Genomic DNA, 22,917 nt, shown 5'->3' with positions numbered 1-22,917 from the left:
GTTCGAGACAACGCCCCTTCCGGCACGAAGACTTGGCCGATGGTCGGCGCGGGAGAGGGGTACGGCCGCCATATTCTTCGAGCCTGCCTCAACCCTCCTCGCCGTACCCCCGGTTGGGCAGGGGCCGAGCGGGCCGGCTGGTGGGCCGGTTGGCCTGTTCCCGAGAGCCGGCCGGTTGTGGAATGGCAGCCAATCCGGGTGCCGACTGTCGGCCGTCTCCGGTGTCAGTGCAAGGTGGCGCCTGGGACGGTGGTGCGGTTGACGGCGACGTTGAATCGGGCGGGATCGAGCCGGCCGGTGTTCAGGGCGTCGATGACGGTGACGCCGGCGAAACCGAGGCGGGCGCGCAGCTCCTGGCGGACGACCGTGGTGCGAGGCCGGGGAAGTGCCTGGCCGCGGGGCCCAGCCCCGTCCGCTCCGGGATACCGGGGGCGTGTCCGGGACCACACGCGTCCTGCCCTGGCAGACACTGTCCGCCGGGCCCATCACAGATCCAGAACCTCTCATTGCTATCGAATGAGAGGTGTCGGCGCGCACCCGCCGGGCGCAGTACCATGGATGGCGCCCCGAATCTGACCTCGATCAGCCAACTCGCCTGCGTCGTCTGCGGGGTGACCGAGCCGAGCGACGCCCAGCGCGCTGCCGTACGACGTGCCGCGCGCGGCCTCCAGGGGCAGAGGCTGATCGAGGTCCAGCGGCGCGGTGTCGGCCGGATGTCTATACGCACTTCTCTTGGGCCAGACCCTTGTTTTGGCCCCACGCCGATCGGTGGTTCCGCCGACCGCAGAGCTGCCCGGCGTCAGAAGCTGGCACGGGATTGGTGCTCCAGTGTCTGCAGCCGCTGGGACAGGAGATAGAGGTAGTGGACCTTGGTCCGCAGGATCCAGGGCTCGACGGGTTTGAAGACGATGTCCGCCACGCCGAGTTCTTCGGCCTCGGCCGCCCAGGCGCCGCTGTGCGCGGCCCCGGTCATCAGCACGACGGGAATGTGCGCCGTCTGCTCCAGACGGCGCATATAGCGGACGACTTCCAGCCCGCCGACATCCGGCATCAGCACGTCCAGCAGCACGAGCGCGACATTGCCGTGCAAGAGGGTTTTGAGGGCCCGCTCACCGCTCGCGGCCCGCTCCAGCGGGCAGCCGAGCGGGGCGAGGGCGCTCGCGACGGCGAACAGGCTGTCGTCGTGGTCGTCGACCAGGAGGATCTTCGCTTCGTCAGCCATGTCTCGTTCACGCTCCCCGCGTGGTCTCGAGTTCGAGCCGCTCCCCCACCCGCTGCTGCCAACCAGGACCCAGAAACGCGCCACCCCACCGGCTACGGCCCCATGTTGTCGTAAACGCTACCGGGCGAGGCCAGATCAACGTGGTACGTCAGCGGAGCCACGGATACGCCGGTGCGGTGGGGGCAAGGCAGGTGCGTACAGACACACCACCGATGCCTGTTGGTGCTCACGAGAGCGCCGTGCGTCGTCACCGGGTGCGCACCGGAGTGCGTGCGGTGTGCCGGGTCGTCATCCCAGCCACGCTGTGGAGTGCCGCATGGGCCCACACACCTCCCGGTGAGATGGCGCATCCCACCGGGATACGCCCCCGCCGGTGCCGGCGCCCGCAAGGGGGCGGGCGGGGCGCGGGCGCCCGGGCAGCCTGGTGATGCTTAGTGGAAGCGGAAGTTGGCGGTGTGGTGGGTGCCGTCGTTGAGGGTGACGTCGAGCTGGCGGCAGGTGCCGGCCCAGGCCGGGTCGGTTCCCCAGGTGTAGGTGTAGGTGTCGGTGGCCGGGTCGTAGGTCAGGCCGGCACCGGTGGGGGTGGTGGGGGTTGCGGGGCCGGTCGGGGTGAGGGTGGTGCAGTCGATCGGCTGGGAGGAGGGGGAGCCGGCGGCGAGGATGCCCAGGCCCTGGTCGCCGGTGAGGCTGAACTTGACCGGGACGGTGGACCCGGCGTTGCGGACGTTGACGGCGGGCGGGTTGCTGACCGGCGGCTGAAAGCCGGTGAACTGGTAGGTGCCGCCGGTCAGGGCGATACCGAAGGCGGTGGTGAGGCCGGTGGCCACGGAGGTGAGGGTGTGGGTGGCGGTGTCGATCCGCCACAGCGTGCTCGCGGCGGGGTCGCCGACGAAGGCGGCGGTGCCGGTGGCGTTGACCTGGACGTCGCCTCCTTGGCTCGGGCCGGTGACCGTGTCGGTGATGGTGGCGCTGGCCGTGTCGATCACCGACACCGTGCCCGAGCCGCCGTCATGGGTCAGGAAAGCGGTGGCGCCGTCCGGGGTGAACGCCACATTCCACGGACTGGGCGGGGCGGTGATCGTGGCCGTCACGGTGTTGGTGGCCAGGTCGATCACCGAGACGGTGTTGGCGAAGTCGTTGGGCACGTATGCCTGGGTGCCGGCCGGGTTGATCCGCACATTGAACGGGCCGACGCCGACGGTGATGGTGCCGGTCACCGTGTTCGTGGCGGTGTCGATGACGGACACGCTGGCCGCGCCCGCGTTGGAGACGTAGGCCCGGGTGCCGTCCGGGGCGAGCGCGAGCCCGGAGGCGCCCGCGCCAGTCGTGATCGTGGCGGTCACGGTGTTGGTGGCGGTGTCGATCACCGACACCGTGCCGGCGCCCCGGTTCGCGACGTAGGCATGGTTGCCGTCCGGGGTGACCTGCACCCCATAGGGGGCGGAGCCGACCGCCACGGTGGCGGTGACGGTGTTGCTGGAGGTGTCGATCACCGACACCGTCCCAGCGCCGGTGTTGGTGACATAGGCGCGGGTGTGGGCCGGGTTGAGCGCGATCTCCTCCGGCCCGGATCCGACCGGAATGGTGGCGGTCACCGTGCTGGTGGTGGTGTCCACCACCTGGACCCGGCCCGCACCCGGTTCGGTGACGAAGGCCAGGGTGGCAGTCGTCGCAGCCTGCGCGGGGCCGGCGGCGGCCAGGCCGAGCCCGGCCAGCAGCGGCGCGACGGCTAACCCAGCGATCCTCGCGCGCCATCTGCGCCGATGCCCCGCTGTGCGGCCCGGGCGTGTGATCACAGACATGTGGAAGGGTCCTTCGCTCTGAAGGGGCGCCGTGCGGGCAGCCCCTGACGGGGCGGCGACACCAGGGCGCGATATCGCCGTTCGTACCGTGCACGTGGAAGATTCCGGCCGGGGTCCAGGGCCGGGAGCGGCCTGGGGGAAACCTCCCGGGCGGCATCAGCCACCGGCTACCCATGGCTGTGGCATGCCCACGGCGGCCCGGCGGCCGTGCCGCAGAGCCTTCCGCACCCCACCCTGCCCCGCAACCACACCAGGACGAGAAGGCCGAAACCGCCTCACCAGAGATGAAGATCCCCCAATGATCCAAACCCGGCAGCAAGTCAACACCCCTCGTCCCCGGGCATCACCAGATGCCGCCCCGGACGCCACAGACCGGCCGCAATCGCCCAACCCCCACCAGCAATGGCTCACCATCACCCCGAGACGAAAAGCTCAGGTGCCGACCAGATGGCGTCCGACACGACCGCGACCGACCCGATCCAGGCCATCGGCGAGCCGAAACCGCCGGACCACTTCGCATCCTGGCTGGCCCAGTGAGCCGCCCTGCGTTCCTCGGACAGTGGGTCAGTAGGTGCCCGGTGATCCCCGCTGGGCCAACCATGAGAGGCCGTGCACGGTTCGGCTTCCGCAGTCGAATACCGACCAGCAGATGTCATTGCGCAGCCGCTGGTCATCAAGTACGAGCTCGCGGATCGCCTCCGGGAGCTGATTGCGCTGCCACTGGCACTCGAGCCGTCCCGCGGTCTCGCTCTCGCCTTCCGGTGCCGCTACACGTGCGGCCTTGATCGCGTAGGCGGCCGCGCCGAGCTCGTGCGCGGCGACGTGGGCGACGGCCCCGGCCTGGCCGGCGGCGTACGCGGCATGCCGTGCTGCCCCACGCAGGTCTCTGGCTGCCCCCATCGCATGGCCGCCCACCGTGCGAGCCTGCATCATCTTGATCTCGCCACGCACCCAGGCCCGAGCATGCTCGATCGCCTGGGGCGGTCGCGGGTCCCCAGGCTGGGCCGACTCGAACAGGCCAAGGACGTGCTCTGCACAGGAGGCCGCCCACAGAGCAAGGAGACGGTGATCCGCATCAGTGAGAGTCCCACCACGGCGGATCGTCACGAAGCGAGCGTCCCGGACCTTCGGGAGGACCATGGCATCCGCTCCCTCCTGCATATATCGGCGCCACTCGCTGTGGTGTGCTGCGGACGGTCAGCCGCCTGGCGCGGGGAATGATCCGTAGTGCTCGCCAGACCCCTGCGGCAAGTACAGCAGAACCCGAGACCCACTCCAGCTGACCGATCGGACGATCTTCGCCGTAGACACCGGCCACCGACCAGCACGAGTCCCCCTAGCGCCCCTCACACCACACCGGTGACCTGCAACTTCACGATACACACCACTCATTCATGGCCTTGGCGGTGACTTACCCGATCTCCGCGCTGCCGCAGATGAAGGTGGTGGTCTCAAGCAGCTCTGCCGTGATGCGGACTCCCGTCAGGTGCTCGGCCAGGGCGAACGCTGCTTCTCCGCCCAGGTATTGCGCGGTCTCGGAGATCTCGTCCCAGAACTGGAATCCACTGTGGTGCATGGGCTTCAGGAGCTCGTCCGGGGTCGCTCCCCAGCGGCGGTCGGGTACTCCAGGCTCGAACGTCAGGCGCTCCGTCATGTCCTGGGCTCATAAGGAATGAGGCGAGGCCGTTGATATTGCGGAAGTGCGAGACCCAGCGTGTTCCCGCGGAGGCATGCAGGGCTCACTCCTCGGTGACGCCGAGGTAGCCAACGGGCTCGATCACCTGGTCCAGTCCCCGACGGTGGTCATGGCGATGAACTGCCGGGTGTTGTCCGACTGGTCCAGGAAGTCGAAGGTCGCCTCGACGATCGCCGCCGCCCCCGTCCGGGCGGGCTGGGCTCTGCCTGGCCTGTGAGACGGGCAAGGACCTCTGCGGGTGGCAGGTGGTGGACCAGCGTGAAGCAGTAAGCCTCCGCGAGGTCGGGGAAGTTCTTGTCGAACCACAAACAGTCGGCGGCAGTCGCAGTCATGGCCGAGATCCTCGCGGACGCCTCTGACCTCGGCCCGGCCAGAGCCTGCGAGCACCGACGTGCACTTTCGACCAGGTGCGGTGATTCATCGGTCAGTTCCGGTCTGCAGGAAATTCTTGGGGGCTCACCCCGTAAGAGGAGGAGTGCGGAGCACGAGGCACTGCCGGGACCAGACCGTCGGGAGCCTGAATGACGCCCTGGGAGGTGGTCGGGTACATCCCGGCCGTGGCTGGCGCAGTTCATGCGCTGGGCGCCGTCTGACACCAACCATGGGCCGTGACCCTGCGCGGGCGGACCCGCGCCACGGCCACGCAGGGTGCAGAGCACCCAGCCGGTGCCGGTGCACGAGCACGGGCAGAGCGGTATTCGTCTGCTACGAACCCCCCGGTGGCGGCCGGTTGACGGTGTGTACGACAGCTCCGGCGCCCACTCCCCCGCCTCCGGCTGAAGGCCGACGCGGTTCGGGCGGTGCGGATGACTTTCGCCGCGGGCGGGGTGCCCACTCTCGGACACTTCGGCGAGCAGCCTGACGCCCCGGTCGTCGGCCCGCGTCCCCGTCCCAGGCTGACCGCGGCCAGCCTGGGACGGGTTCAGGATCAGGGTGCTCAGCAGTACGGCAGGAGGTTCTGGTCGTTGCCGTAGCCGTAGGCGTCCAGGTAGGTGTCGGTGACGTAGATGTTGGAGTTGCCGTTGCTGTCGTTGGTCCGGAGCCAGACCGAGCTGGTGCGGTTGGTTTCGGGGGCGTAGTACTGCGCTCCCCAGGTCCAGCAGTAGAAGTAGCGGTTCCCCTTGTAGAGCCAGCCCGCGTGGCTGGACTCGTTGGCGTCCGGAGTCCAGTGGCTCCACTGGTCAATGACGGTGTTCAACCAGACCATCGGGTAGGCGGGGGCGAGCGCCTTCGAGGTGCTGGCGGATTCCGCTTTCGCGGAGGAGCCCGAGGCGGCGGCCGAGCTGACTCCGGCCGTGCCCATGAGCATTCCCGCCGCGGCGAGCAGACCCATGGCGGTGCGGCCTAATGTGCGCTTTCGCATGTGGACTCCGACGTGACTCGGTCCCTTGCGGGTGCCGGGATTTCCGGACGCCGGACAGTGCAGCACGGGACGGGGAACCGGACCAGCTGTTAGGCCAGAGGCCGAATAGTTGAACGATAGATCAGGTCAACGAGACCGGCCTTCCCGCTCCTGCAGCGTCGCTCGCTGCCTCCGCGCCACCCGCCTCACCCTCCATATCCCCGCCCCCATCCGCGACTCCGACATCAGCGCTGATCTTGGCGAGCGGTCACGTACGCTGCGCGCCGACATCCACACCGCCCCCTCGAACTCGCCATGACCTTCCACCACACCATCCGCTGCGCCGTCGCCAGCATCACCGCGTCGCTCCCCCGCCTGCACGGACTCACCCAGAACGGCGACGACGCCTACTCCGTCGACATCGCCCACTTCATGGCCGGCAACCCCATGCCCAGACCCGGCTCGCGGCCTCGATGGTTCGACGGCGAAGCGACCACTCCTGAGCGGTGGAGCGCGAACGTCGCGCAGCAGAAGCAGGCACGCTCTGCTGATGTCAACGGCCCTTGTTGTGCAGAGCCGTTCGCGCTGTCCACCGTCAATCGGCCCCGTCGTCTCCGCCCGGGTGGCAGCGTCCTCCCGCGGCGCCGACGTCCTCGCTCGACGCCCGCAGGCGACGCGACGGCCTCGCTGCCGGATGTGAATGTTCGGCTGTCCCGTGGTCTCCAGCCGCTACTGGCACCCGCTCAAAGCCAGGATGTGCCCGCCGGGAATTAGGCCAGATAGCTGTGAAGCACCCTCGGACTGCCTTCCACGCGCGATTACCGTCGGGACGGCCTCGACGGGGCCCTGGGGGGATTGTGCTGACCATCAAGTTCGGCGTGCCAGATTTCGCCCGCACGCGGTTTTCCATCTCACCGATGGGGCATCTCATCGCAGCCTTGGCCAATGGGCACAACTGCGTCGGTGCCCGCCGTGCGCGCTGGTGGCGACGCATGCGCCGGCATGTACCGCATGCCGCCGGCCCTCTGCTGGAACTGATCAACGCCAGTTCCACGGACGTGCCGGACTTCCTGATGGCTGATGTCGCTACCGGGCGCAGACAGCTTGCCGACGAACTCGACTCCATCCTCGTCACCAGTGAAGCTGACATACAGCAGTGCCTTGTGGGCTACAAAGAGCAGCCGGAGACCCCACGTATCATCGCTCAGCTCCGAGACGGCGACAGCCGCCAGCTGCGACGGATCACCAACGGAGCCTGGGCGCTGTTCCAGGCGTGCCTCGCCCCTGACTGGCCAGACATCCAGCGCCAGCTTCAGGCGGACGTTGCTCACCGGGCGCACACCGCGGGGCTGACGGGCCTTGGATCCGTGCTCACGGGTCTCCACCCTGGGACTGCCTGGGGCGAGGACGGCCATCTCCAGTGCGTGGTGACCGGCTGGGACGGCAACTTCGACCTGGCCGGGCGAGGCCTGGAACTCCACCCGAACTACTTCCTCCAGGAGAGCGCCCTTCTCCTTTCCGAGCACCGACCGTCGCTCTTTCTGTACCCGGCCGGCGACTTGGTGGCCGGCCCCGCACCCAGCGCATCAGACCCGCTGGCGGGCCTGATCAGGCGAGGTCGTGCCCGCGCCCTTCGGGCTGTGGGACAGGAACCGTGCAGCACCGCCGAACTGGCCCGGCGTCTAGGCATCACGCCCCCGTCCGCGAGCGCACATGCCGCCGCTCTACGCGCAGTTGGAGCCATCACCACACAACGCCAAGGACGCCAGGTCCAACATGCTCTGACGCCACTCGGGCACTCCCTGCTCCTCGGCAGCTCGACTCCATCGCTGACAGACCGGCTGGCCCGGTGACGGAGCCGATGGCCTCCGGTCAATGCGCCGCACTGCCCATGATGGCCCGGGGGTCAGGAACTGCGGCCGACATCTCCCGCGCCAGCGCGAGGCCAGCGGCGGCAGAGGTTTCAAACGGCGCACCCAACACAACGACGTCTCCGCTCTCCGTCCCCACAGGGCGCCGGGAAGACCACGTCAACGACCCCTGATCCTCCCTGATTTCAGGCCCTGCGATCAGGGCCCCGCGGACATCCGGCCGCGAGGCCCCGACGCTGTACAGCGAAGGCGGCGGGGCAACTACAGCCCGAAGCATCAGCTGCCCTTTGGGCCGCCACCTGAGCTTTGGGCCCTACCAGGGGCACTCCACGATCGTTCCGTCATAGAACGTCCTGATCCCGTCCGCGTAGGCTCCGTACACGTAGCCATACTGCAATTGAGTAGTGCCGTTGGTGTAGTGCTCCTGGAACACGTGGTACCAGACATTGCCCATGTTGTTGATGGTCTGGCCCCGCTTCCAGCAGTCCGCGGTGACGTAACCGGGGTTGGTAACGTCGTCAGCCGTCTTCCAGCTGGCGCTGGTGGGCTCCTCGTAGACGCCCACAGTGTGCCCCTGGTTCAGGGGCACGTTCGTGTACGGCACCGTCGCCGACGCGCTCCCGACGGCGAGTGCCAACCCGCCTGCGGTGAGCGCAGCGACCGTCGCCGTGCGACGTCCGAGTTTGAACCACATATCTGCCTCCTGGCAGGAGAAGCAAACGATGAAGGTACTGCACCGGAGCGACCCGGGAAGTACTTGTTCGGATCGTCCCGGCACCATCGCATCGCGAACGAGCGAGCGGGGGCCGTCTATTAGGGGCGGCGCCTAATAGACGGCCCGGAAGACCCCGTCTCAGTGGTGGGCGACTCCTGTGTGACCACGAAGGTGGGGGCGGTTCACGACGGGGGTGGCTCTCCTCGAGTGAGAGTCGTGCCCGGCCGAGTCCGCGGGGCTAGGCTGTCTGCGACGACAGCCTTGTCGGAAGGGGTGCGGTCATGGGCACACGCACGAGCCGGACAGTGGGCGCATTGGCTTTCGTCCTCCTGGGGGCTGCTCTGGCCAAGGAGTTGAGCAAGTCGGCCGCCGAGCGGACCTGGACTGGCCGCATCGTCGGCCTCCCGTACGACTTCCGTCCGCCGACCCCAGGCAGGCTTCGACGCGAGTTCTGGGATCCGGACAACGACGCACTGTTCACCCCGCATGCCTTCGGGGTCGGATACGGGGTGAACCTCGCGCGGGTGCTCGGGCACCGGCGGCCCCTGCCCCCATGGGTGTGACTCCTTCCGGGCACCGGAGTTGATCAGGCAGCAAGGGTGTGTTCGTGCTGGTCAGGGGTTGGGTGGACGCGCTGGCGCTCGCAAGCGATATGGAAGCGCCAGCAGGCGTTGAGGTCACTGGTGGCGGTGATGGTACGGAGTTTCAGGACGGGTTCGGCGCCGTCCAGTCCCCCAGCGGGCTCCGCTGATATCGAGGCGGTCGGCGATGAGGCGCCAGCAGGCTGCCTCGATGACTCCCGTGGCGATGCGCCAGCCGGCCGCGAGGGTCTGACGGAGTTCAGCCACACGTTCCCGGATCGCGGCCTCGCGCCGGCGCGCTCGCGGAGTCGGGGGTGGAGTGGGCCACACGGTCTCAGGTCTTCCGGTCCCGCTCCGCTGGATCGGGTGTGGAAGTCGGCGATCCGGCGGAGGGCGGGATCAGCTCGCCTGCCGGTAGCGGTCAACGATCTCGGCGCGCAACGCCGGGGCTGACGCACCGAGCGCCGACAATACAGAACGCACCAGCCCGCTGTTCATGGCGATGAGGCCGAGAGCGAGGTGCTCGATGCCGATGTAGTTGTCGTGCCGGGCCTGCGCCTCGCGGACAGTGTTCGCCAGACTCTCCTTGGCTCGAGGGGTGAACGGGATATGCCCGGTGGGGCGGGCGCCGGTGGCCCGGTACAGACCGGCAGGAGCGGGGGTCGGTGCCGTACGGGCGGCGCGTCGCGCGTGGTGCCGTGGGCGCCAATGGCGCATGAGGCCCGGGGGCATTGCGCGCCGGGGGTGGAGCCTGGAAGGGCGGGGTCCCCGGTGGACGGCTTGGTCGGCTCGTGCGAGGGCTTCCGGTCCGAAGGACTCCTCGATCCTGGCGCGCACGGCGTCGAGATCGATCCCGATGGAGGCCAAGGCGTCCCGGTTGAGGGTGCCGAACAGCGGGGAGCCGACCCCGAGTCCGACCTGGCGGACGATCTCCTCCTCGACGTGCTGCGGCGTGACACCGTGCTCACGCAGAATCGCGCTCGCCGGCTGGTCGGCGGCAACGAGGGCGAGCAGGAGATGTTCGCAGCCGATGTAGTTGTGTCCGAGTCGGCGGGCGTGCTCTTGGGCGTGGACCACGATGGTGCGGGCCTCCGGGGCGAAGCGTTCGAACATCATCGCCTCCCGATCAGATGGCCGTACTTGCGGTGCACGGTCTGCTTGGTGACGCCGAGCCGCTCGGCGATGTCCTGCCAGGACCACCCCAGTTTCCGCGCGTTGTCGATTTGGAGGATCTCCAGCCGTTCGGTGAGCTCTCGCAGGGCGGCCACCGCGCGGAGCCCGACATCCGGGTCGCTGCTGGCGGCACCCTCGGCGATCTCGAGTGTGCTTTCCATGCCCGTCAGCATATGCTGACAGATAGGTCGTGTCAACATATGCTGACGAGCGTAGCGGTCCATCTGCCGAGCTCCGTGTTCCAGACGCGGTCCGCGAAGCCCTGACCCACCACGTGCAGGTCGCCGGACCGCCCGCACGGGCAAACCGCCTGCTCGAACCTCGGCGAAATCGAGGCAACCGCCCGCGAACTGATCGTCCGCCAACTCGGAATGCCCCCGAACGCATCCACATCAACATCAGAACGCAGTAGCGACGCCCCACGGACGCCAGGCCGGACGGCGAGCCGACTCAGCCCCCGCTACGAACGCCACCCCCTGCAGCTACCTGGCCCTTCTCGGCCTCGCCGCCGCCCTCTGCTGCTACGAGCGATATATCCGCCACACCACATAGGCCACGGTCGACGATCAGAGTCACACCGCGGTGATTCCCGCCACCCCATTCAATCCATGAGATCGGCGTAGCCGCACATACTGGCGGGAGCGCTCACGGGCAGGGCGGTCGCCACGCCCTCCCCCGCCTGCGTGACGCCACGAGCGGGGGCGGCGGCCGCATTGAGGCAGGAGTTACCGAAGGCCGCGTTTCCCGTCGCGCCGGCCATGGGGGGCGGCTGTGAGGATGTTCGGGTACTGCTCCGAGCGGTGGCCAGACTCGCGCCGCGACTGGCCCTGTGCCTTGAGTTTGATCTGTCGGTCACCGCCTGGAGCGGTACTTGCTGCCGCCGGGCAGGAGACGTGTCCCGATAGGGGCCTTCGCGACAGGCACCGTCACAGTCTTGACCGCCCCGGCCCGGCGACGGCCACCACCACCCGAGGCGATCAGGAGACAGGTGACCTTGTCCAGCATCACGCAGCCCACGGCCCCATGTCACGTCCCGGCCGCCGCCGAGGGCTATCACCAACTCCTCTCCTGGACACGCTCGTTAGGCATGCTCCGGCGAGCCGGGGTCGAGTGCACCGTGTCCTACGGCGTGGGCCTGACGCGGCACCTGCGGGCCGAGGGCATCGAGGTGACCGAGGTCAACCAGCCCGACAAAGCCGCCCGACGGCGCCACGGCAACACCGACGCGATCGATGCCGAAGCCGCTGCCCGCGCCGTACCAACGCCGCGGCGAAGACGAGCGACGGCCCGGTGGAGATGCTGCGCCTGTTCAAGCTGGCGAAGAGATCCGCGATCAAGTCCCGCACCCAAGCCATCAACCAGCTCAAGAGCATTCTGGTCTGCGCCGATGCCGAACTTCGAGAGTGTCTGGCCCAGCTGAGCAACACCAAACTGTTCCAACAGTGCGCTCTATTCGTGGAGTCGGAGATCTCCGGGCCGGCAGGGGCTGCGCGTCACACCTTGAGACTGCCGGCCCGCCGCATCCAGCACCTGACCGAGGAGATCAACGACCTCACCAAACGGATGGCAGAAGCGATCCGAGCAAGCACTCCGGGCCTGCTCGACGTCCACGGCGTCGGCCCGGATACCGCAGCAGCCCTGCTCATCTCGGCTGGCGACAACCCCGAACGCCTCGACAGCGAGGCATCCTTCGCTGCTTTGTGCGGCACCAGCCCTGTCGAGGCGTCCTCCGGCAAAACCCAGCGCCGCAGACTCAACCGAGGCGGCGACCGCCAGGCCAACGCCGCCTTGCACCGGATCGTCCTCAGCCGACTGCGCTAAGCGGGCCCTTCCCAGAACTACATGCAGCGGCGACTCACGGAGGGCAAGACCAAGCGCGAGATCATCCGTTGCCTCATTGGGGAAGTATCGATGCTGCGGCTCGGCCGACGGGTCGGGCCGTGGTTTCCTCGATATGTGCCGGGAGACGGCCTCGTTGCCACGCTGCATCCGACGGCCAGTTTGAGTCGTGCCGCTCCCGGTACTCCGAGGCCCCGGACCGGCGTCAGGGACATGCCCGACAAGGGCCGAACAATGAGGAACCGGCAGCGGGTCTCGACCCACCACCAAGATGTCCACCGGCTGCGGCAGGGGGCGGAAGACGATGTTTGCCGGATGGGACTGGGCCAGCACCACCCACGACGTCACCGTGATAAGCGACGGCGGCACTGTCGTCGACCACTGGGCCTTCCCGCATACAGAGGCCGGTCTCACCGCCGCCCTCATACGGCTGGCCACCCACGGCGCCCCGGCCGGCCTCCCGGTCTGCATTGAACGGTCCACGGGACTGGTCGTTGCCCGGCTGCTGGAAGCCGGCCGCCCGGTCATGCCCGTCCACCCCACCGCCTTCCACGCCGCCCGCCCCCGCTGGGGTGCCTCCGGCGCCAAGTCCGACCCCGGCGACAGCTACAAACTCGCGGACTACCTCCGCACCGACGGTCACCGCCTGCACCGTCTGGCTCCCGCCGACACGGAACTGCAAGAACTGCAGGCCCTGGTACGGCTGCGCGACGACCACGTCCGCGCCCGCACCGTCGCCAGCAACCAGTTCGCCGCGCTGCTCGACCAGCACTGGCCCGGCCCGCGGCATCTGTTCTGCTCGCTCACCTCGGCCATCGCCCTGGCCTTCCTGACCGACTACCCCACTCCCCGGTCCGCCGCCCGGCTGGGTCAGGCCCGCATGGCCGCCTTCTGCACCCGCCACGCCTACCGAGGAGGCAAACCGCCGTCCGAACTCCTCACCCGGCTACGATCCGCGCCCACGGCCCCCCTCGGCCTGCCCGCCGAGGTCCTCACCACGCTGGTCACCGCCCAAGTCCGGCTGCTGGTCGGCCTGCAGGCCACCATCGCCCAGCTGGAAACCGCCATCAAAGCCCGTCTCACCACCTGCTCCCGGGCGGCCCTGCTGGCCGGCCTGCCTGGTGTCGGCTCCATCAACCTCGCCCAACTCCTCGCCGAAGTGGGCCCGATCCTCGACCGCGTCACATCGGCCGAGCAGGCCGCCGCCGAGTGCGGGGCCGCACCCGTGACCAAGGAGTCCGGCAAGAGCCGGGGGTTCTACTTCCGCTGGGCCGCCAACACCCGTGCCCGCAAAGCCATCACCGCCTTCGCCCACAACTCCCGGCTGCAATCTCCCTGGGCCGCCGAGCTCTACGCGAATGCGCGGGCCCGCGGTAAGCGCAACCCGCACGCCACCCGCATCGTCGCCCGAGCCTGGATCCGCGTCATCTGGGCCTGCTGGCACGAGGCCACCCCATACGACCCGCACCACCATCCCGCCGCGCAACGCTTCGCAGCGGCGTGACTTGACTCAGCGGACTCAAACGGTACGTCGCCCGAGAGATCTACCGGCTCATTGTCCCGGCAAACCCGGCGGCAGATCCCACAGGACCAGCCCGAGACGCGACTTGACATCCACAGGGGCATCAAACTCAACGAACAACAGCTCGCCCAACTCGCCGACCTCGGCATCGACTGGGCATAGGCCGGCGCTTGCACGGAGACCGAGACTGCTGACCGAGACTGCGGCCAGCCGTTGAAGCAGCCCCGGCCCGCCCTCTGCGCCACCTGGCCCATCAGGATCCGGCCCCAGCAGGCGCACCCGGCCCAGCCAGACCACGCTCGGAACATGAACACATGGAAAAACATCATCGCCGGCACACTCACAGCCCTCGCCCTGACCCTGCCCACCACCACCGCCCACGCCACCACACCCCCCCCCACACCCTGACCACCATTGACCCCACTCCCCCCACCGACACCGGCACCGCCGACGGCACCGGCAGCGACGGCGGCCTCGAGAGTGGCGGCGACGGCGCCGCCGGAGGCGACACCGGGGACGCCGCCAATGACGGATGACCTCGCCGTCACCGACGCCGGGGACCACGCCGATGACGTCGGCAACCTCACTCCGTCTGCCTGGCTCATACAAGTTTTGGTAGCCGTTGATCGTCCAGAGGTCAGATCATTTTCAGGTCCGTGATTCTGCCGTCGGCCACGCCCGAGCTGTAGGGGAAGGTCACGGCGGCGTGTACTGCCGGTGCCCCCTCCTGTGTGGTCCAGGCCACCGGCTTGCACAAGCGGCATATTACGACGCCGGATTGCGGCGACGTCCAGCCACGATTAGTCAATAGGCGGCATATTCAGCCAATGCGGCCCGTCCCCCACGACCGCCCGGCATAGTGGCGCGCTCACCGTGAGTGAGGGGGGTGGGGGCGATTGACAACTCTGCGGCGGCTCGGGACGCCGAGCCGGATACCGGTGATCCTTACCGGCGGAGTCCTGGTCACCGCAGCTGCCGTGGTGACGGGCTGGCGGCCGGTGCCCGGCATGCTGCTCGTCGGTCCCGTCCTGGCCGGCGCGCGGCTGGGTCCGCGCCCCACCGCAGCCATCGCGCTCTGGTCCGTCGGGCTCGCCGCGGCGATCGACGTGTGCCACGGCGCAGTCTCCCCGCTCGTCACCGTCTTCCACTGCCTCGTCGTGATCGCCGGTGGTGGCGCCGCCGTGTACGGGGCGGACCGTCGCGTCGGGCGGGAGGCCGAACTGCTCCGTGCCCTGCAGCAGTCACAGAACGCAGTGCTGCGTCCGCTGGCTCTGGAAGTCGGCGGCGTGGGCATCACCTCGCGGCACCACGCCGCCGATCACAGCGGTCTCAGCGGCGACTTCTACGATCTGGCGCATTCGCCGTACGGGCTGCGCGTGGTGATCGGTGACGTGCGCGGCCACGGACCCGAGGCAGCCTTGCTGTGCGCGGCCACGGTCAGCGCCTTCCGCGACGGCGCCTACATCACCCCCGCGCTGGTGGATCTGGCCGCCTACCTCGACACCCGGATCAACCCCGAGCTTGGCTCGGAGGACTTCGTCACGGTGGTGCTGGCCGAGTTCGTACCGGGCGAGGTGCGGCTGGTGAACTGCGGACACCCTGCCCCGCTGCGGGTCGGGCACCGGGCCGAGGTGCTCGCGCCGAGCCGACGTTCGCCCCCTCTGGGGCTGCGTCCTCTGCCGCGCCTGCAACGGGTCCGGCTCGGGGCGGGTGAACGGCTGCTGCTCTACACCGACGGGCTGAGCGAGGCGAGGGATGTGAACGGGACGATGTTCACCTTGGACGAACGGGTCCGGTGGGCGCTGTGCCAACCCCTGCTGGGGGAATCGCTCGATGCCCTGGTCTCTCTGGTCGCCACGCACACAGGCGGCGCGATCCAGGACGATCTGGCCCTGGTGATCTGCGAACCGCGCGCCCCGGCGCGCACGGACCCGGTGGCAGGAGCGCGCGGGCCCAAAGGAGACGTACCCGCGCTCGGTACACGAGCCGCAAGCGCTCCCCTTTCCGATTCCGCACCGGTACGAGCCGAGGAGACACGGCCATGACACAGTCCGGGCAGCAGCTGGGGAGGCTGCCGGCGCAGACCGCCGCGCTGGTCGGACGCCACTCGGAGCTGGCTCAGCTGGCACGGCTGTGCCAACGTTCGCGACTGGTGACGCTGACCGGTGTGGGAGGGGTGGGCAAGACTCGGCTGGCCCTGGAGACGGCACTTCAGCAACAGCCCGGATTCGCCGACGGAGCATGGTGGGTGGAGCTGGCCGGGCTGCGGGAAGGGGCGCTGGTGGCTCACGCGATCGCGGAGGCGCTGCCGCTGGCCGACCAGACCACCCGCCCCATGCTCGACGTGGTCACGGAATACCTGGCCGACCGGGACCTGCTGCTGGTGCTCGACACCTGCGAACACCTCACGGATGCCTGCGCGATGGCCGCCGAAGTGCTGCTGCGGGCCGCACCGGGACTGCGGATCCTGGCCACCAGCCGTCGGCGGCTGGGACTTACGGTGGAAGAGGCCTTCACCGTCGACCCGTTGCCGGTTCCCCGCCGCGACCAGGACACTGCCGGCTCGGCGGCGGTGACGCTGCTGGCCCAGCGAGCCGCCGACGCCGCGCCCGGCTTCACCGTGTCCGCCGCCAACGCGCCCCATGTGGTGCACCTGTGCCGGATCCTTGACGGGCTGCCACTGGCCATCGAGCTCGCCGCGGCGCGGCTGGCCGAGATCCCCGTGGCCGAGCTGGTCGGGCGTCTGACAGACCGGTTCGACGTCCTGCACGCGGCCGACGGGGCGCGGGAGGTGGATCCGCCCTGGCACCAGGCGCTGCGCACCGCGATCGGCTGGAGCCATGAACTGTGCACACCGGCCGAACGGCTGCTGTGGGCACGGCTGTCGGTCTTCGCCGGGAGTTTCGATACCGAGGCGGCCGCGGCGGTGTGCTCCGACGAGCACCTGCCCGAAGAAAACATCCGCCGGCTCCTCAGCACGCTGGTGGACAACTCCCTCGCCACGTGGCAGCCGACCGCCGACGGCACGGAACGGTTCCGGATGCTGGACACCCTGCGCGAATACGGCGCGCACTGGCTGCGCGAACTGGGCGAGGAGGAACAGTTGCAGCGCCGGCACCTCGCGTACTACCGGGAGTTCACCCGCCGGGCGGACGCCGCCTGGCTCGGACCCTGCCAGGTGGCGCTGCGCAACCGTGCAACCGCCGAGCACGACAACCTGCGCGCCGCCCTGGAGTTCGCTCTGTCCCGGCCCGAGGAGCACAGCGCGCTGGAGCTGTCGGGAAACCTGTGGTTCTTCTGGCACGCGTGCGGATTCGACAAGGAAGGCCGACACTACTTGCAGCGCGCCCTGGCCGCGGACGGCGAGCCGTCCCTGGAACGCTTCAGGGCGCTATGGGCCGAGGCCCTGGTCCTCATCTCCCTCGGCGATCCCCACGAAGCCGGTACCCGGGTCCCCGAAATGGCCGCGACGGCCGCCCGGTTCGGCGACGCCGAAGGGGCCGAACGCGCCCGTTCCATCGACGCGCTCTGCGCTGTCATGTGCGGCGACGTCGTCCGCGCCGTTCCCCTGGCGCGGGGTGTCCTCGAACGGCACCGGTGCGACCGGCTGGCTCATCCCCCGCTGGCGGCCGCACTCGTCCGTGCCCTGGCACACATCACGGACGGCCACATCGACGAGGCCGTCGCCCTGCTCGACCACATGCGCGCCGACTGCGACCGGCAGGGCGAGCAGTGGCTGCGCGCCTTCGGTGACTTCATGTGCGCACGCGCCGAGCTGGCGCGCGGCCGCCCTGCGGTGGCCCTCGGCCATGCCCGGGCGTGCTGGGCCGTCAAACGGCGGCTGCAGGACCCGCTGGGGATGGCCATGGCCCTGGACGTACTCGCCGTGGCGGCCGCAGCGGACGGCCGCGCCCGGGACACCGCCCACCTGCTCGGCCTGGCCCAGCAGCTCTGGGACAACCTCGGCCACCCGCAGATCGGGGTCACCGAATGGACCGCCGCCCGGGACTCCTGCGAGCAGCAGGCCCGGCACGCCCTCGGCGACGACGCATACGCCACCGCGTTCCACGACGGCCACCACACCGACCAGAACGCCACCGACCCGCTCACCCCACCCAGTACCCCCCTGACTCGATAGGCACTCCGGGCCGTCCCGAGTGAGGTGGAACAGACCGCCTCCGCCTCCGCCTCCGCCTCCAGCGATTCGAATCGGGTGTAGCTCTCCCTGCGTGAGATCGTCGTGGTGGGTTGTTGCTGCTGGCGATCGTTCGCCGGATCGGCGTGTCCAGGGTTCGGAGCTGGGAGGCGGCGATGGTGTCGTGGCTTGAGGAGCTGGTGCAGCGGGAGGCCGCTGCGCGGGATCAGATCGCTGAACTACGTGGGCAGGCTGCAGCTGTACCGCAGGCTGCTGTGCCAGCCGTCAGTGCGGCGACGGTCACCATGGCTGTGTCAATCCCCTCGCATCGTGGAGATCTTTCAGGCGGCCAACTCCACGGCGGAGTCGGCCTGGTGTCTCGTTCGTAGTCGATCGGGCTCTGGTACCCGCAATGAGTACCGATACGCGGCTTGAGCTGAAGCGATGATTTTTCGAGCCCCACAAGGTCAGTGGCGGTCGGGGTGGGCGGTGGCGGAGTAGCCGTCGTGCCAGGCGGCTTTGGCGCCGGAATCGCCGATCCGGTAGACCTGCGCGCCTGCGCCCACGCCGATGATCAGGGACAGTACTGCGGCCGCGATGCGCAACGGTGTGGCCACCTCGGTGCCGGTGGACTGCGCCCCCTCGGCTGCGCGGTGGGCGGCGCGGCGGTAGAACCACCACACGGCCGTGGACACCAGGAAGAGCGCGATGGCCCAGGGCAGCAGTTCGTCGCCGAGTTCGGTGTGTTTACGGACCAGGGCATTGCGGTCCACGTGCCGCTCCAGCCATTCACCGGCATTGGTCGTCAGCGGCACGCTGACCAAAGACACCAGGGCGAGAGCCGGCAGCGCAAGCCCGAACCGGCGCATGACCGAGGGAAGAGCGGCACACAGGACCACCGCGAGAGCGGTGAGGGGTACCAGGACCACGACGACGTGCACGAACAGGACGTGCGCGGGGATGCCGTTGATCAGGTCGAGTCCCACAGAGGGGCTCCTTCTAGATTGGTGGTCGACGCGGGAGGAGGACAAGTTGGGATGCGGCCCAGCCAGCGGTCGTGAGGGGGCGCTCGTTGCCAGACGGGAATGACCCCGCGCACTGTCTCATGGTCCATAACGCGGGAATCCTGGTGCTCGGCCACCCCCGGCCGTCGGGCCAAACCACGAGAACTCCGCAACCGCTCTGTCACCCCAGCCAGTGCCGTGCGCCGCCGCCTTCGACCACGGCTGCCATGGCACGGCCGTCAACCATCGCGACGAAGGAGCCAATACAGGTAGGCGAGGCGCACATGTTGACGTCTCTGCCCCAGTGCGGTGTGCGGACGTGAGCACCGCGTGCGGCACTACTGGAAGCAGCAACGGCCAGACCGTGGCCGGCGGTAACAACAAGAGCCGGTCCTGCGGAGCGCAACGGACGGGCAACACCGACACACCACCCCGGGGCCTGGGCGCAGGGTGAAGAACTCCGTCTTCAGGACCACGGGCGTGGCGATGTCGGAGGGGCTTGCGCGCGCTGCGGGCAAGTAAGACTGCGCAGAGGCAGTTGGCCAAGAGCCCGGTGATGCCTCCCCAGCAGTGAGCTGGCTCACCGGGCTGAGAGCCCTGCCCGTGTCGCTCCTCCAGAACGCGTGCACTCCCCTTTCTGGCTCCGTCGCCCCACATCACCAGCCTCGCCAGGAAAGCCACGGACTGCGGCGCTGCCGCCGCACGCATACGTGCCGGTTGGCGAACGTGGTGGTCATCAGGCTCCTGCAGATGAGACGGACTGCGGTGACGGGTAGCTAGCTGTCTACCTTCTGGAACAGCCCCACCAGCCGCCTTCGGTACGATTCAGAGGGAACTCAGAGACAAGTCTCGCCCTGTGCCCGCCCGCCGCGCTGAAGGGGAGGGCGAGCAGGGCGCGGGTGACCCGGTACAGCAGCGACACGATCATCCGGCCCTTGCCGGGCGCCCCCTCAACGCGCGAAGGCTCGGCCTGCTGCGGCACGCCGCCGACTCCATGGTGCGCCGCCGCAGAGTGCCCGGCTCGGACCGGCACCGCGCGCTGCGCAACCAGCAGGCGACCCACGCCGCGCTGCCCTCCCACCATGCGCTCGCCCAACTGGTCCTCCGCCGACTCTCCGAACTGCCCCAGGGCATGGGCGGCGCAGATGTCGCGCTGCTGATCGCGCCCGTGACCGAACAGGAACACCTGCGGCTTGCGCAGCCGTCAGTGGCCCGGCCAGCCGTCGAGTCGGCGGTGCACGGTCACGGCGGAGTGGCCGTCGGCCGCGGGGGCGTGGGCGGCCGCGACCGCGTCGGAGAGGATGCCGCTCAACTCGGCGGCCAAGGCGTCGATCTGCTCCTTGAGATCGGCGGCGGGGAGCGTCGACCGCGCGAGGGCGTCCAGCCTGCGGTGGACGTCGGCCAGTTTGCGCTGCGTGTCCGGCCCCAGGGCGATCGGCTTCGGGGTGTCGACGACGAACTGGTACGCCCCGGCGAGCGTCTGGCAGCTGGTGCAGTCCTGGTTGGCGGCGTCGCTGCGATTGAGCGCGTTGAGATGGGTGGGGTGGCCGGCCAGGGTCACGATCTGGAACGAGAGGGCCACCGAACGGCAGTGCGCGTCGGCCGAGCAGCCCGCGGAAACGGCGAGGGCCTGGTTGCGGACGTCCGCTGAGTTCACCGTACCGAACTGCCGCACGGTGAAGGAGTCCTTCACTTGTGTGTGGTGCAGATTGTCGGCATGGGTGAAGGTGTGGTCGTTGGCGACGGCGCCTCGTGCCGGACTCGTGGTGGGAGTGCTTGCCTGAGCCGGTGCGGCCGCGGCGACGCTCGCCACTCCCGCGGCCAACACCACGATCTGGACGAGGCGTTGGGCGAGCGGGTTCTTGGCGGGAGCGGCATGGTTGGTCACGTGGGTCTCCTGATGCGACGGGTCGGGTCGTGCGTCGGCTGGAGCGCGCGGAGCTCACGTCATGGACGGGCTCGGCGCATGCGTGGGGCTGGTACTGGGCGAGGGCGCCGGACTGGCCGGCGTGGGGGAAGCAGTCGATGAAGCGGAAGGTAGCGGTGTGGCAGGGGCGCCGGACGGCTTGACCGGAGGCGCCTGGGAAGCAGTGGAACTGGGCGCCGGTGACGGCTTCTTGGCGGCGGGGCTCCGCGACCTCGAGGGGCCGACGGACGGGCTGGCCGTGGCGCGGCCGCCGGGGCCGGTGGGCGTCGAACTGGGTTTTACGGACGGCTTGTTGGTAGCTGAGGGGTGGAGGCGGTGTGGGCGGGGGGACGAGGCGTGGCTGGTCGGCGGCTCGGCCGTGGAGACCCCGGGTTGCAGGATCGGCGCAATCGGCGGCTGCTTCGGCAGCGGGTCGGGGGTCAGGCCGGACACCCATGCGTAGCTCAGGCCGGCCAGGGTGGCCAGGGCCAGTGCGCACAGCGCCGCCCGCAACCGCGGCTTCCCCGCCGTCGCATGTACGGCGGCGCGCAGGACGCGTCCCCCGAGTTTCGCGGACAGGTAGACGACACCGGCCATGGGGCACAGCAGCATGACGCAGCCGATGACCCCCACCAGGCCCGCGGCGATCTGTCCGTCCACGAACGCGGCGCCGGTTCCGGCCAGTTGGTCGATCAGGGAGCGGGCCATGGTGGTGCTGATCCGGGGCAGGTTCCACAGCGCGTATCCCAGTTCGGCGGCGAGGAGCGGCACCATGGTGAGTACCCAGGTGGCGACGACCGCACGGGCGGACCGCTTGAGGCCCGCGACCTCGGCCCGGGCGGCGCGCCCCCGGTGCCCCGGGACCAGGCTGAGCAGGATCGGTTTGATCTTTCCGTAGAGATCCGGCACTCCGGCGAGGTCACCGAGGATGTAGTAGCCGTCCAGGCGGACGGCGGGCATCAGCTGTTCCAGGATCTCGAAGTGCCCGAGGTAGACCGCGGCGAGGAAGAACGTCCAGCCTGTGCCGAAGTAGGCCGCGGCCATGGCGAGCATGAAGACGACGTTGAAGTACACCCCGCCCAGGTCGGTGCGGAGCCTGCCCGCGCGGCCGATGCGGTAGACGTCCGTCACGTCGGCGTAGAGCGATGGCCAGATGAGGAAGAGCCCGCAGCCGATGCACCCAGGCCGGGCGCCTCCGTATCTGCAGGCCGATGCGTGGCCGAACTCGTGAAAGACGAGGGAAGCGACGGTGAGGACGAAGACCACCAGGAGCAGCACCGGCTGGTCGAGCACCTGAAGGACCGGCTCGACGGCGCCGAAGAAGGCGAACAGCCAGAGGTCCATGGCGGCGGCCGCTGCCAGCATCACCGCGATGGCCGCGGGGCGGTGCAGCCAGGTGAGTGCGCGGGCGATGCGCGCCACCCGGTGCTCATTGAAGAGCACTCGGTGGCCCTTGAGGGCGAGCAGCAGGTCCGAGCGCGGTGCACGGATCTCGTCGTCCGGTTGCCCGTCCGGCACCGTGACGCCCAGCGGGTCGAGCTTCTGCTCGATCAGGTAGCGGACGTTCTCACTGCTGACCTCGCGCCCGTGCCGGGCGCTCACCCGATGGGAGACCGTCTCGATGTCGGATGCGCCGTCGATGGACGAGGCGACCAGGTAGAGCAGCCGCGACAGCTGGACCACCTGGCCGTCTCCCCGGCGTGCGATGTACCGGGGCTCGGTGAATCCCGATCCCTGGTACACCCCGTGGAGTTCCAAGCCGGTGCTCAGCCGCGGCACCGGCAGCATCTCGACCGTGATGCCGACCGGCGGCAGGCCATCCGAGGCGACCTGCTCGTGGATCACCGGGAGTCCCCCCGGTCCGGGGACTGGCGTTCCCCGGTCGTACCGCGCCGCGGCTCCGTCTCCGAGCACCGTCATGGATGCGTCCTCCCCCAGGGGCGGGCCGTGCACTTCCCCTCGCGCGGCCCGCCGGATGTGCTGTAGGTGCGCCGGTCGCTACTGCGTGACGCTGATCGACTGGACGGCCTGGGACTCGGCACTCGACCACAGGGAGTGGTCGTTGAGGGCGGCCGACTCGTTGTGCGCCGAGACGGTGGCCACGTGCTT

Annotated in this window: 21 protein-coding genes and 2 pseudogenes; 9 read left to right on the top strand and 14 right to left on the bottom strand. The window is 69.4% G+C overall.

From position 1 onward, the window contains the following. Positions 1-224: 224 nt before the first annotated feature. The 5 genes from ADK54_RS06960 to ADK54_RS47320 all read right to left on the bottom strand — a co-directional run bounded on the left by ADK54_RS06960 (position 225) and on the right by ADK54_RS47320 (position 4,678). Positions 225-449 (bottom strand): hypothetical protein, encoded by a 225-nt coding sequence (locus ADK54_RS06960; RefSeq protein WP_053724648.1) that lies wholly within the window; start codon positions 447-449, stop codon positions 225-227. A 350-nt stretch (positions 450-799) separates the two neighbouring features. Beyond that, positions 800-1,222 carry a response regulator gene (locus tag ADK54_RS06955; protein WP_053724647.1) on the bottom strand — a complete coding sequence of 141 codons (423 nt, stop codon included), beginning with the start codon at positions 1,220-1,222 and terminating at the stop codon, positions 800-802. A gap of 431 nt (positions 1,223-1,653) precedes the next feature. Then, positions 1,654-3,024, bottom strand: a complete 1,371-nt coding sequence (locus tag ADK54_RS06950; RefSeq protein ID WP_053724646.1) for a PxKF domain-containing protein — start codon at positions 3,022-3,024, stop codon at positions 1,654-1,656. A gap of 564 nt (positions 3,025-3,588) precedes the next feature. After that, positions 3,589-4,164: a putative immunity protein gene (locus ADK54_RS06945; RefSeq protein WP_234391946.1), complete on the bottom strand. Its 576-nt coding sequence runs from the start codon at positions 4,162-4,164 to the stop codon at positions 3,589-3,591. Positions 4,165-4,435: 271 nt separating this feature from the next. Further along, the gene (locus ADK54_RS47320) at positions 4,436-4,678 is read right to left on the bottom strand and encodes a DUF6461 domain-containing protein (protein WP_234391945.1); all 243 of its coding nucleotides are present in this window, start codon (positions 4,676-4,678) and stop codon (positions 4,436-4,438) included. 76 nt (positions 4,679-4,754) lie between these two features. On the opposite strand from ADK54_RS47320, the gene ADK54_RS47315 reads away from it, so the two are divergent. After that, the gene (locus ADK54_RS47315) at positions 4,755-4,937 is read left to right on the top strand and encodes a hypothetical protein (RefSeq protein WP_234391948.1); all 183 of its coding nucleotides are present in this window, start codon (positions 4,755-4,757) and stop codon (positions 4,935-4,937) included. A gap of 43 nt (positions 4,938-4,980) precedes the next feature. Here ADK54_RS47315 and ADK54_RS47310 read toward each other — a convergent pair. Then, positions 4,981-5,052: pseudogene (locus ADK54_RS47310) on the bottom strand (hypothetical protein); the annotation flags it as partial. 605 nt (positions 5,053-5,657) lie between these two features. After that, positions 5,658-6,083 (bottom strand): hypothetical protein, encoded by a 426-nt coding sequence (locus tag ADK54_RS06935; protein WP_159047656.1) that lies wholly within the window; start codon positions 6,081-6,083, stop codon positions 5,658-5,660. A gap of 294 nt (positions 6,084-6,377) precedes the next feature. On the opposite strand from ADK54_RS06935, the gene ADK54_RS45725 reads away from it, so the two are divergent. Together ADK54_RS45725 and ADK54_RS06930 are read left to right on the top strand one after the other, a co-directional pair. Further along, positions 6,378-6,836: a hypothetical protein gene (locus ADK54_RS45725; RefSeq protein WP_159047655.1), complete on the top strand. Its 459-nt coding sequence runs from the start codon at positions 6,378-6,380 to the stop codon at positions 6,834-6,836. Between the two features lie 83 nt (positions 6,837-6,919). Next, on the top strand, positions 6,920-7,915 hold the full coding sequence (locus ADK54_RS06930; RefSeq protein ID WP_078966173.1) for a MarR family transcriptional regulator: 996 nt from the start codon (positions 6,920-6,922) through the stop codon (positions 7,913-7,915). A gap of 331 nt (positions 7,916-8,246) precedes the next feature. Here ADK54_RS06930 and ADK54_RS06925 read toward each other — a convergent pair whose 3' ends face one another. Further along, entirely contained in the window at positions 8,247-8,627 is a 381-nt protein-coding gene (locus ADK54_RS06925; RefSeq protein ID WP_053724643.1) for a hypothetical protein, read from the bottom strand. Between the two features lie 302 nt (positions 8,628-8,929). Here ADK54_RS06925 and ADK54_RS06920 point away from each other — a divergent pair, with 302 nt between their 5' ends. Beyond that, complete coding sequence (locus ADK54_RS06920; RefSeq protein WP_053724642.1) at positions 8,930-9,211, top strand: DUF5808 domain-containing protein; 282 nt, start codon at positions 8,930-8,932, stop codon at positions 9,209-9,211. Positions 9,212-9,628: 417 nt separating this feature from the next. Here the strand turns inward: ADK54_RS06920 and ADK54_RS48720 are convergent, their stop codons facing one another. After that, the gene (locus ADK54_RS48720; RefSeq protein WP_078966172.1) at positions 9,629-10,345 is read right to left on the bottom strand and encodes a Clp protease N-terminal domain-containing protein; all 717 of its coding nucleotides are present in this window, start codon (positions 10,343-10,345) and stop codon (positions 9,629-9,631) included. Then, the gene (locus tag ADK54_RS06910) at positions 10,342-10,563 is read right to left on the bottom strand and encodes a helix-turn-helix domain-containing protein (RefSeq protein ID WP_053724649.1); all 222 of its coding nucleotides are present in this window, start codon (positions 10,561-10,563) and stop codon (positions 10,342-10,344) included. The genes ADK54_RS48720 and ADK54_RS06910 overlap by 4 nt, the downstream gene beginning before the upstream one ends. 285 nt (positions 10,564-10,848) lie before the next feature. Here ADK54_RS06910 and ADK54_RS46660 point away from each other — a divergent pair. From ADK54_RS46660 to ADK54_RS06890, 5 genes and pseudogenes are all read left to right on the top strand, one after another. Beyond that, a pseudogene (locus tag ADK54_RS46660) lies at positions 10,849-10,954 on the top strand (IS5/IS1182 family transposase); the annotation flags it as partial. Positions 10,955-11,698: 744 nt separating this feature from the next. Next, entirely contained in the window at positions 11,699-12,223 is a 525-nt protein-coding gene (locus ADK54_RS47295; RefSeq protein ID WP_234391947.1) for a transposase, read from the top strand. Between the two features lie 322 nt (positions 12,224-12,545). Beyond that, a complete protein-coding gene (locus ADK54_RS06900; protein ID WP_053724640.1) occupies positions 12,546-13,745 on the top strand; it encodes an IS110 family transposase in 1,200 nt (399 codons plus the stop codon). Positions 13,746-14,659: 914 nt separating this feature from the next. Then, complete coding sequence (locus ADK54_RS06895) at positions 14,660-15,808, top strand: PP2C family protein-serine/threonine phosphatase (protein ID WP_159047654.1); 1,149 nt, start codon at positions 14,660-14,662, stop codon at positions 15,806-15,808. Next, positions 15,805-17,901 carry an ATP-binding protein gene (locus ADK54_RS06890; RefSeq protein WP_063801909.1) on the top strand — a complete coding sequence of 699 codons (2,097 nt, stop codon included), beginning with the start codon at positions 15,805-15,807 and terminating at the stop codon, positions 17,899-17,901. Before ADK54_RS06895 ends, ADK54_RS06890 begins: the two co-directional genes overlap by 4 nt. Positions 17,902-18,365: 464 nt before the next feature. Here ADK54_RS06890 and ADK54_RS06885 read toward each other — a convergent pair whose 3' ends face one another. The 4 genes from ADK54_RS06885 to ADK54_RS06870 form a co-directional block, all read right to left on the bottom strand. Continuing rightward, positions 18,366-18,884 carry a DUF2231 domain-containing protein gene (locus tag ADK54_RS06885; RefSeq protein ID WP_053724638.1) on the bottom strand — a complete coding sequence of 173 codons (519 nt, stop codon included), beginning with the start codon at positions 18,882-18,884 and terminating at the stop codon, positions 18,366-18,368. An 802-nt stretch (positions 18,885-19,686) separates the two neighbouring features. Beyond that, positions 19,687-20,088 (bottom strand): hypothetical protein, encoded by a 402-nt coding sequence (locus tag ADK54_RS48505; RefSeq protein ID WP_053724637.1) that lies wholly within the window; start codon positions 20,086-20,088, stop codon positions 19,687-19,689. 18 nt (positions 20,089-20,106) lie between these two features. Continuing rightward, on the bottom strand, positions 20,107-20,790 hold the full coding sequence (locus tag ADK54_RS06875; RefSeq protein WP_053724636.1) for a hypothetical protein: 684 nt from the start codon (positions 20,788-20,790) through the stop codon (positions 20,107-20,109). A gap of 54 nt (positions 20,791-20,844) precedes the next feature. Beyond that, on the bottom strand, positions 20,845-22,728 hold the full coding sequence (locus ADK54_RS06870) for a hypothetical protein (RefSeq protein WP_053724635.1): 1,884 nt from the start codon (positions 22,726-22,728) through the stop codon (positions 20,845-20,847). Between the last annotated feature and the right edge of the window lie 189 nt (positions 22,729-22,917).

This window comes from Streptomyces sp. WM6378, from assembly GCF_001279695.1.
GTDB lineage: Bacteria > Actinomycetota > Actinomycetes > Streptomycetales > Streptomycetaceae > Streptomyces.
The sequence above is the reverse complement of the archived record's forward strand: the minus strand, read 5'-3'. Positions and strand labels throughout refer to the sequence as shown.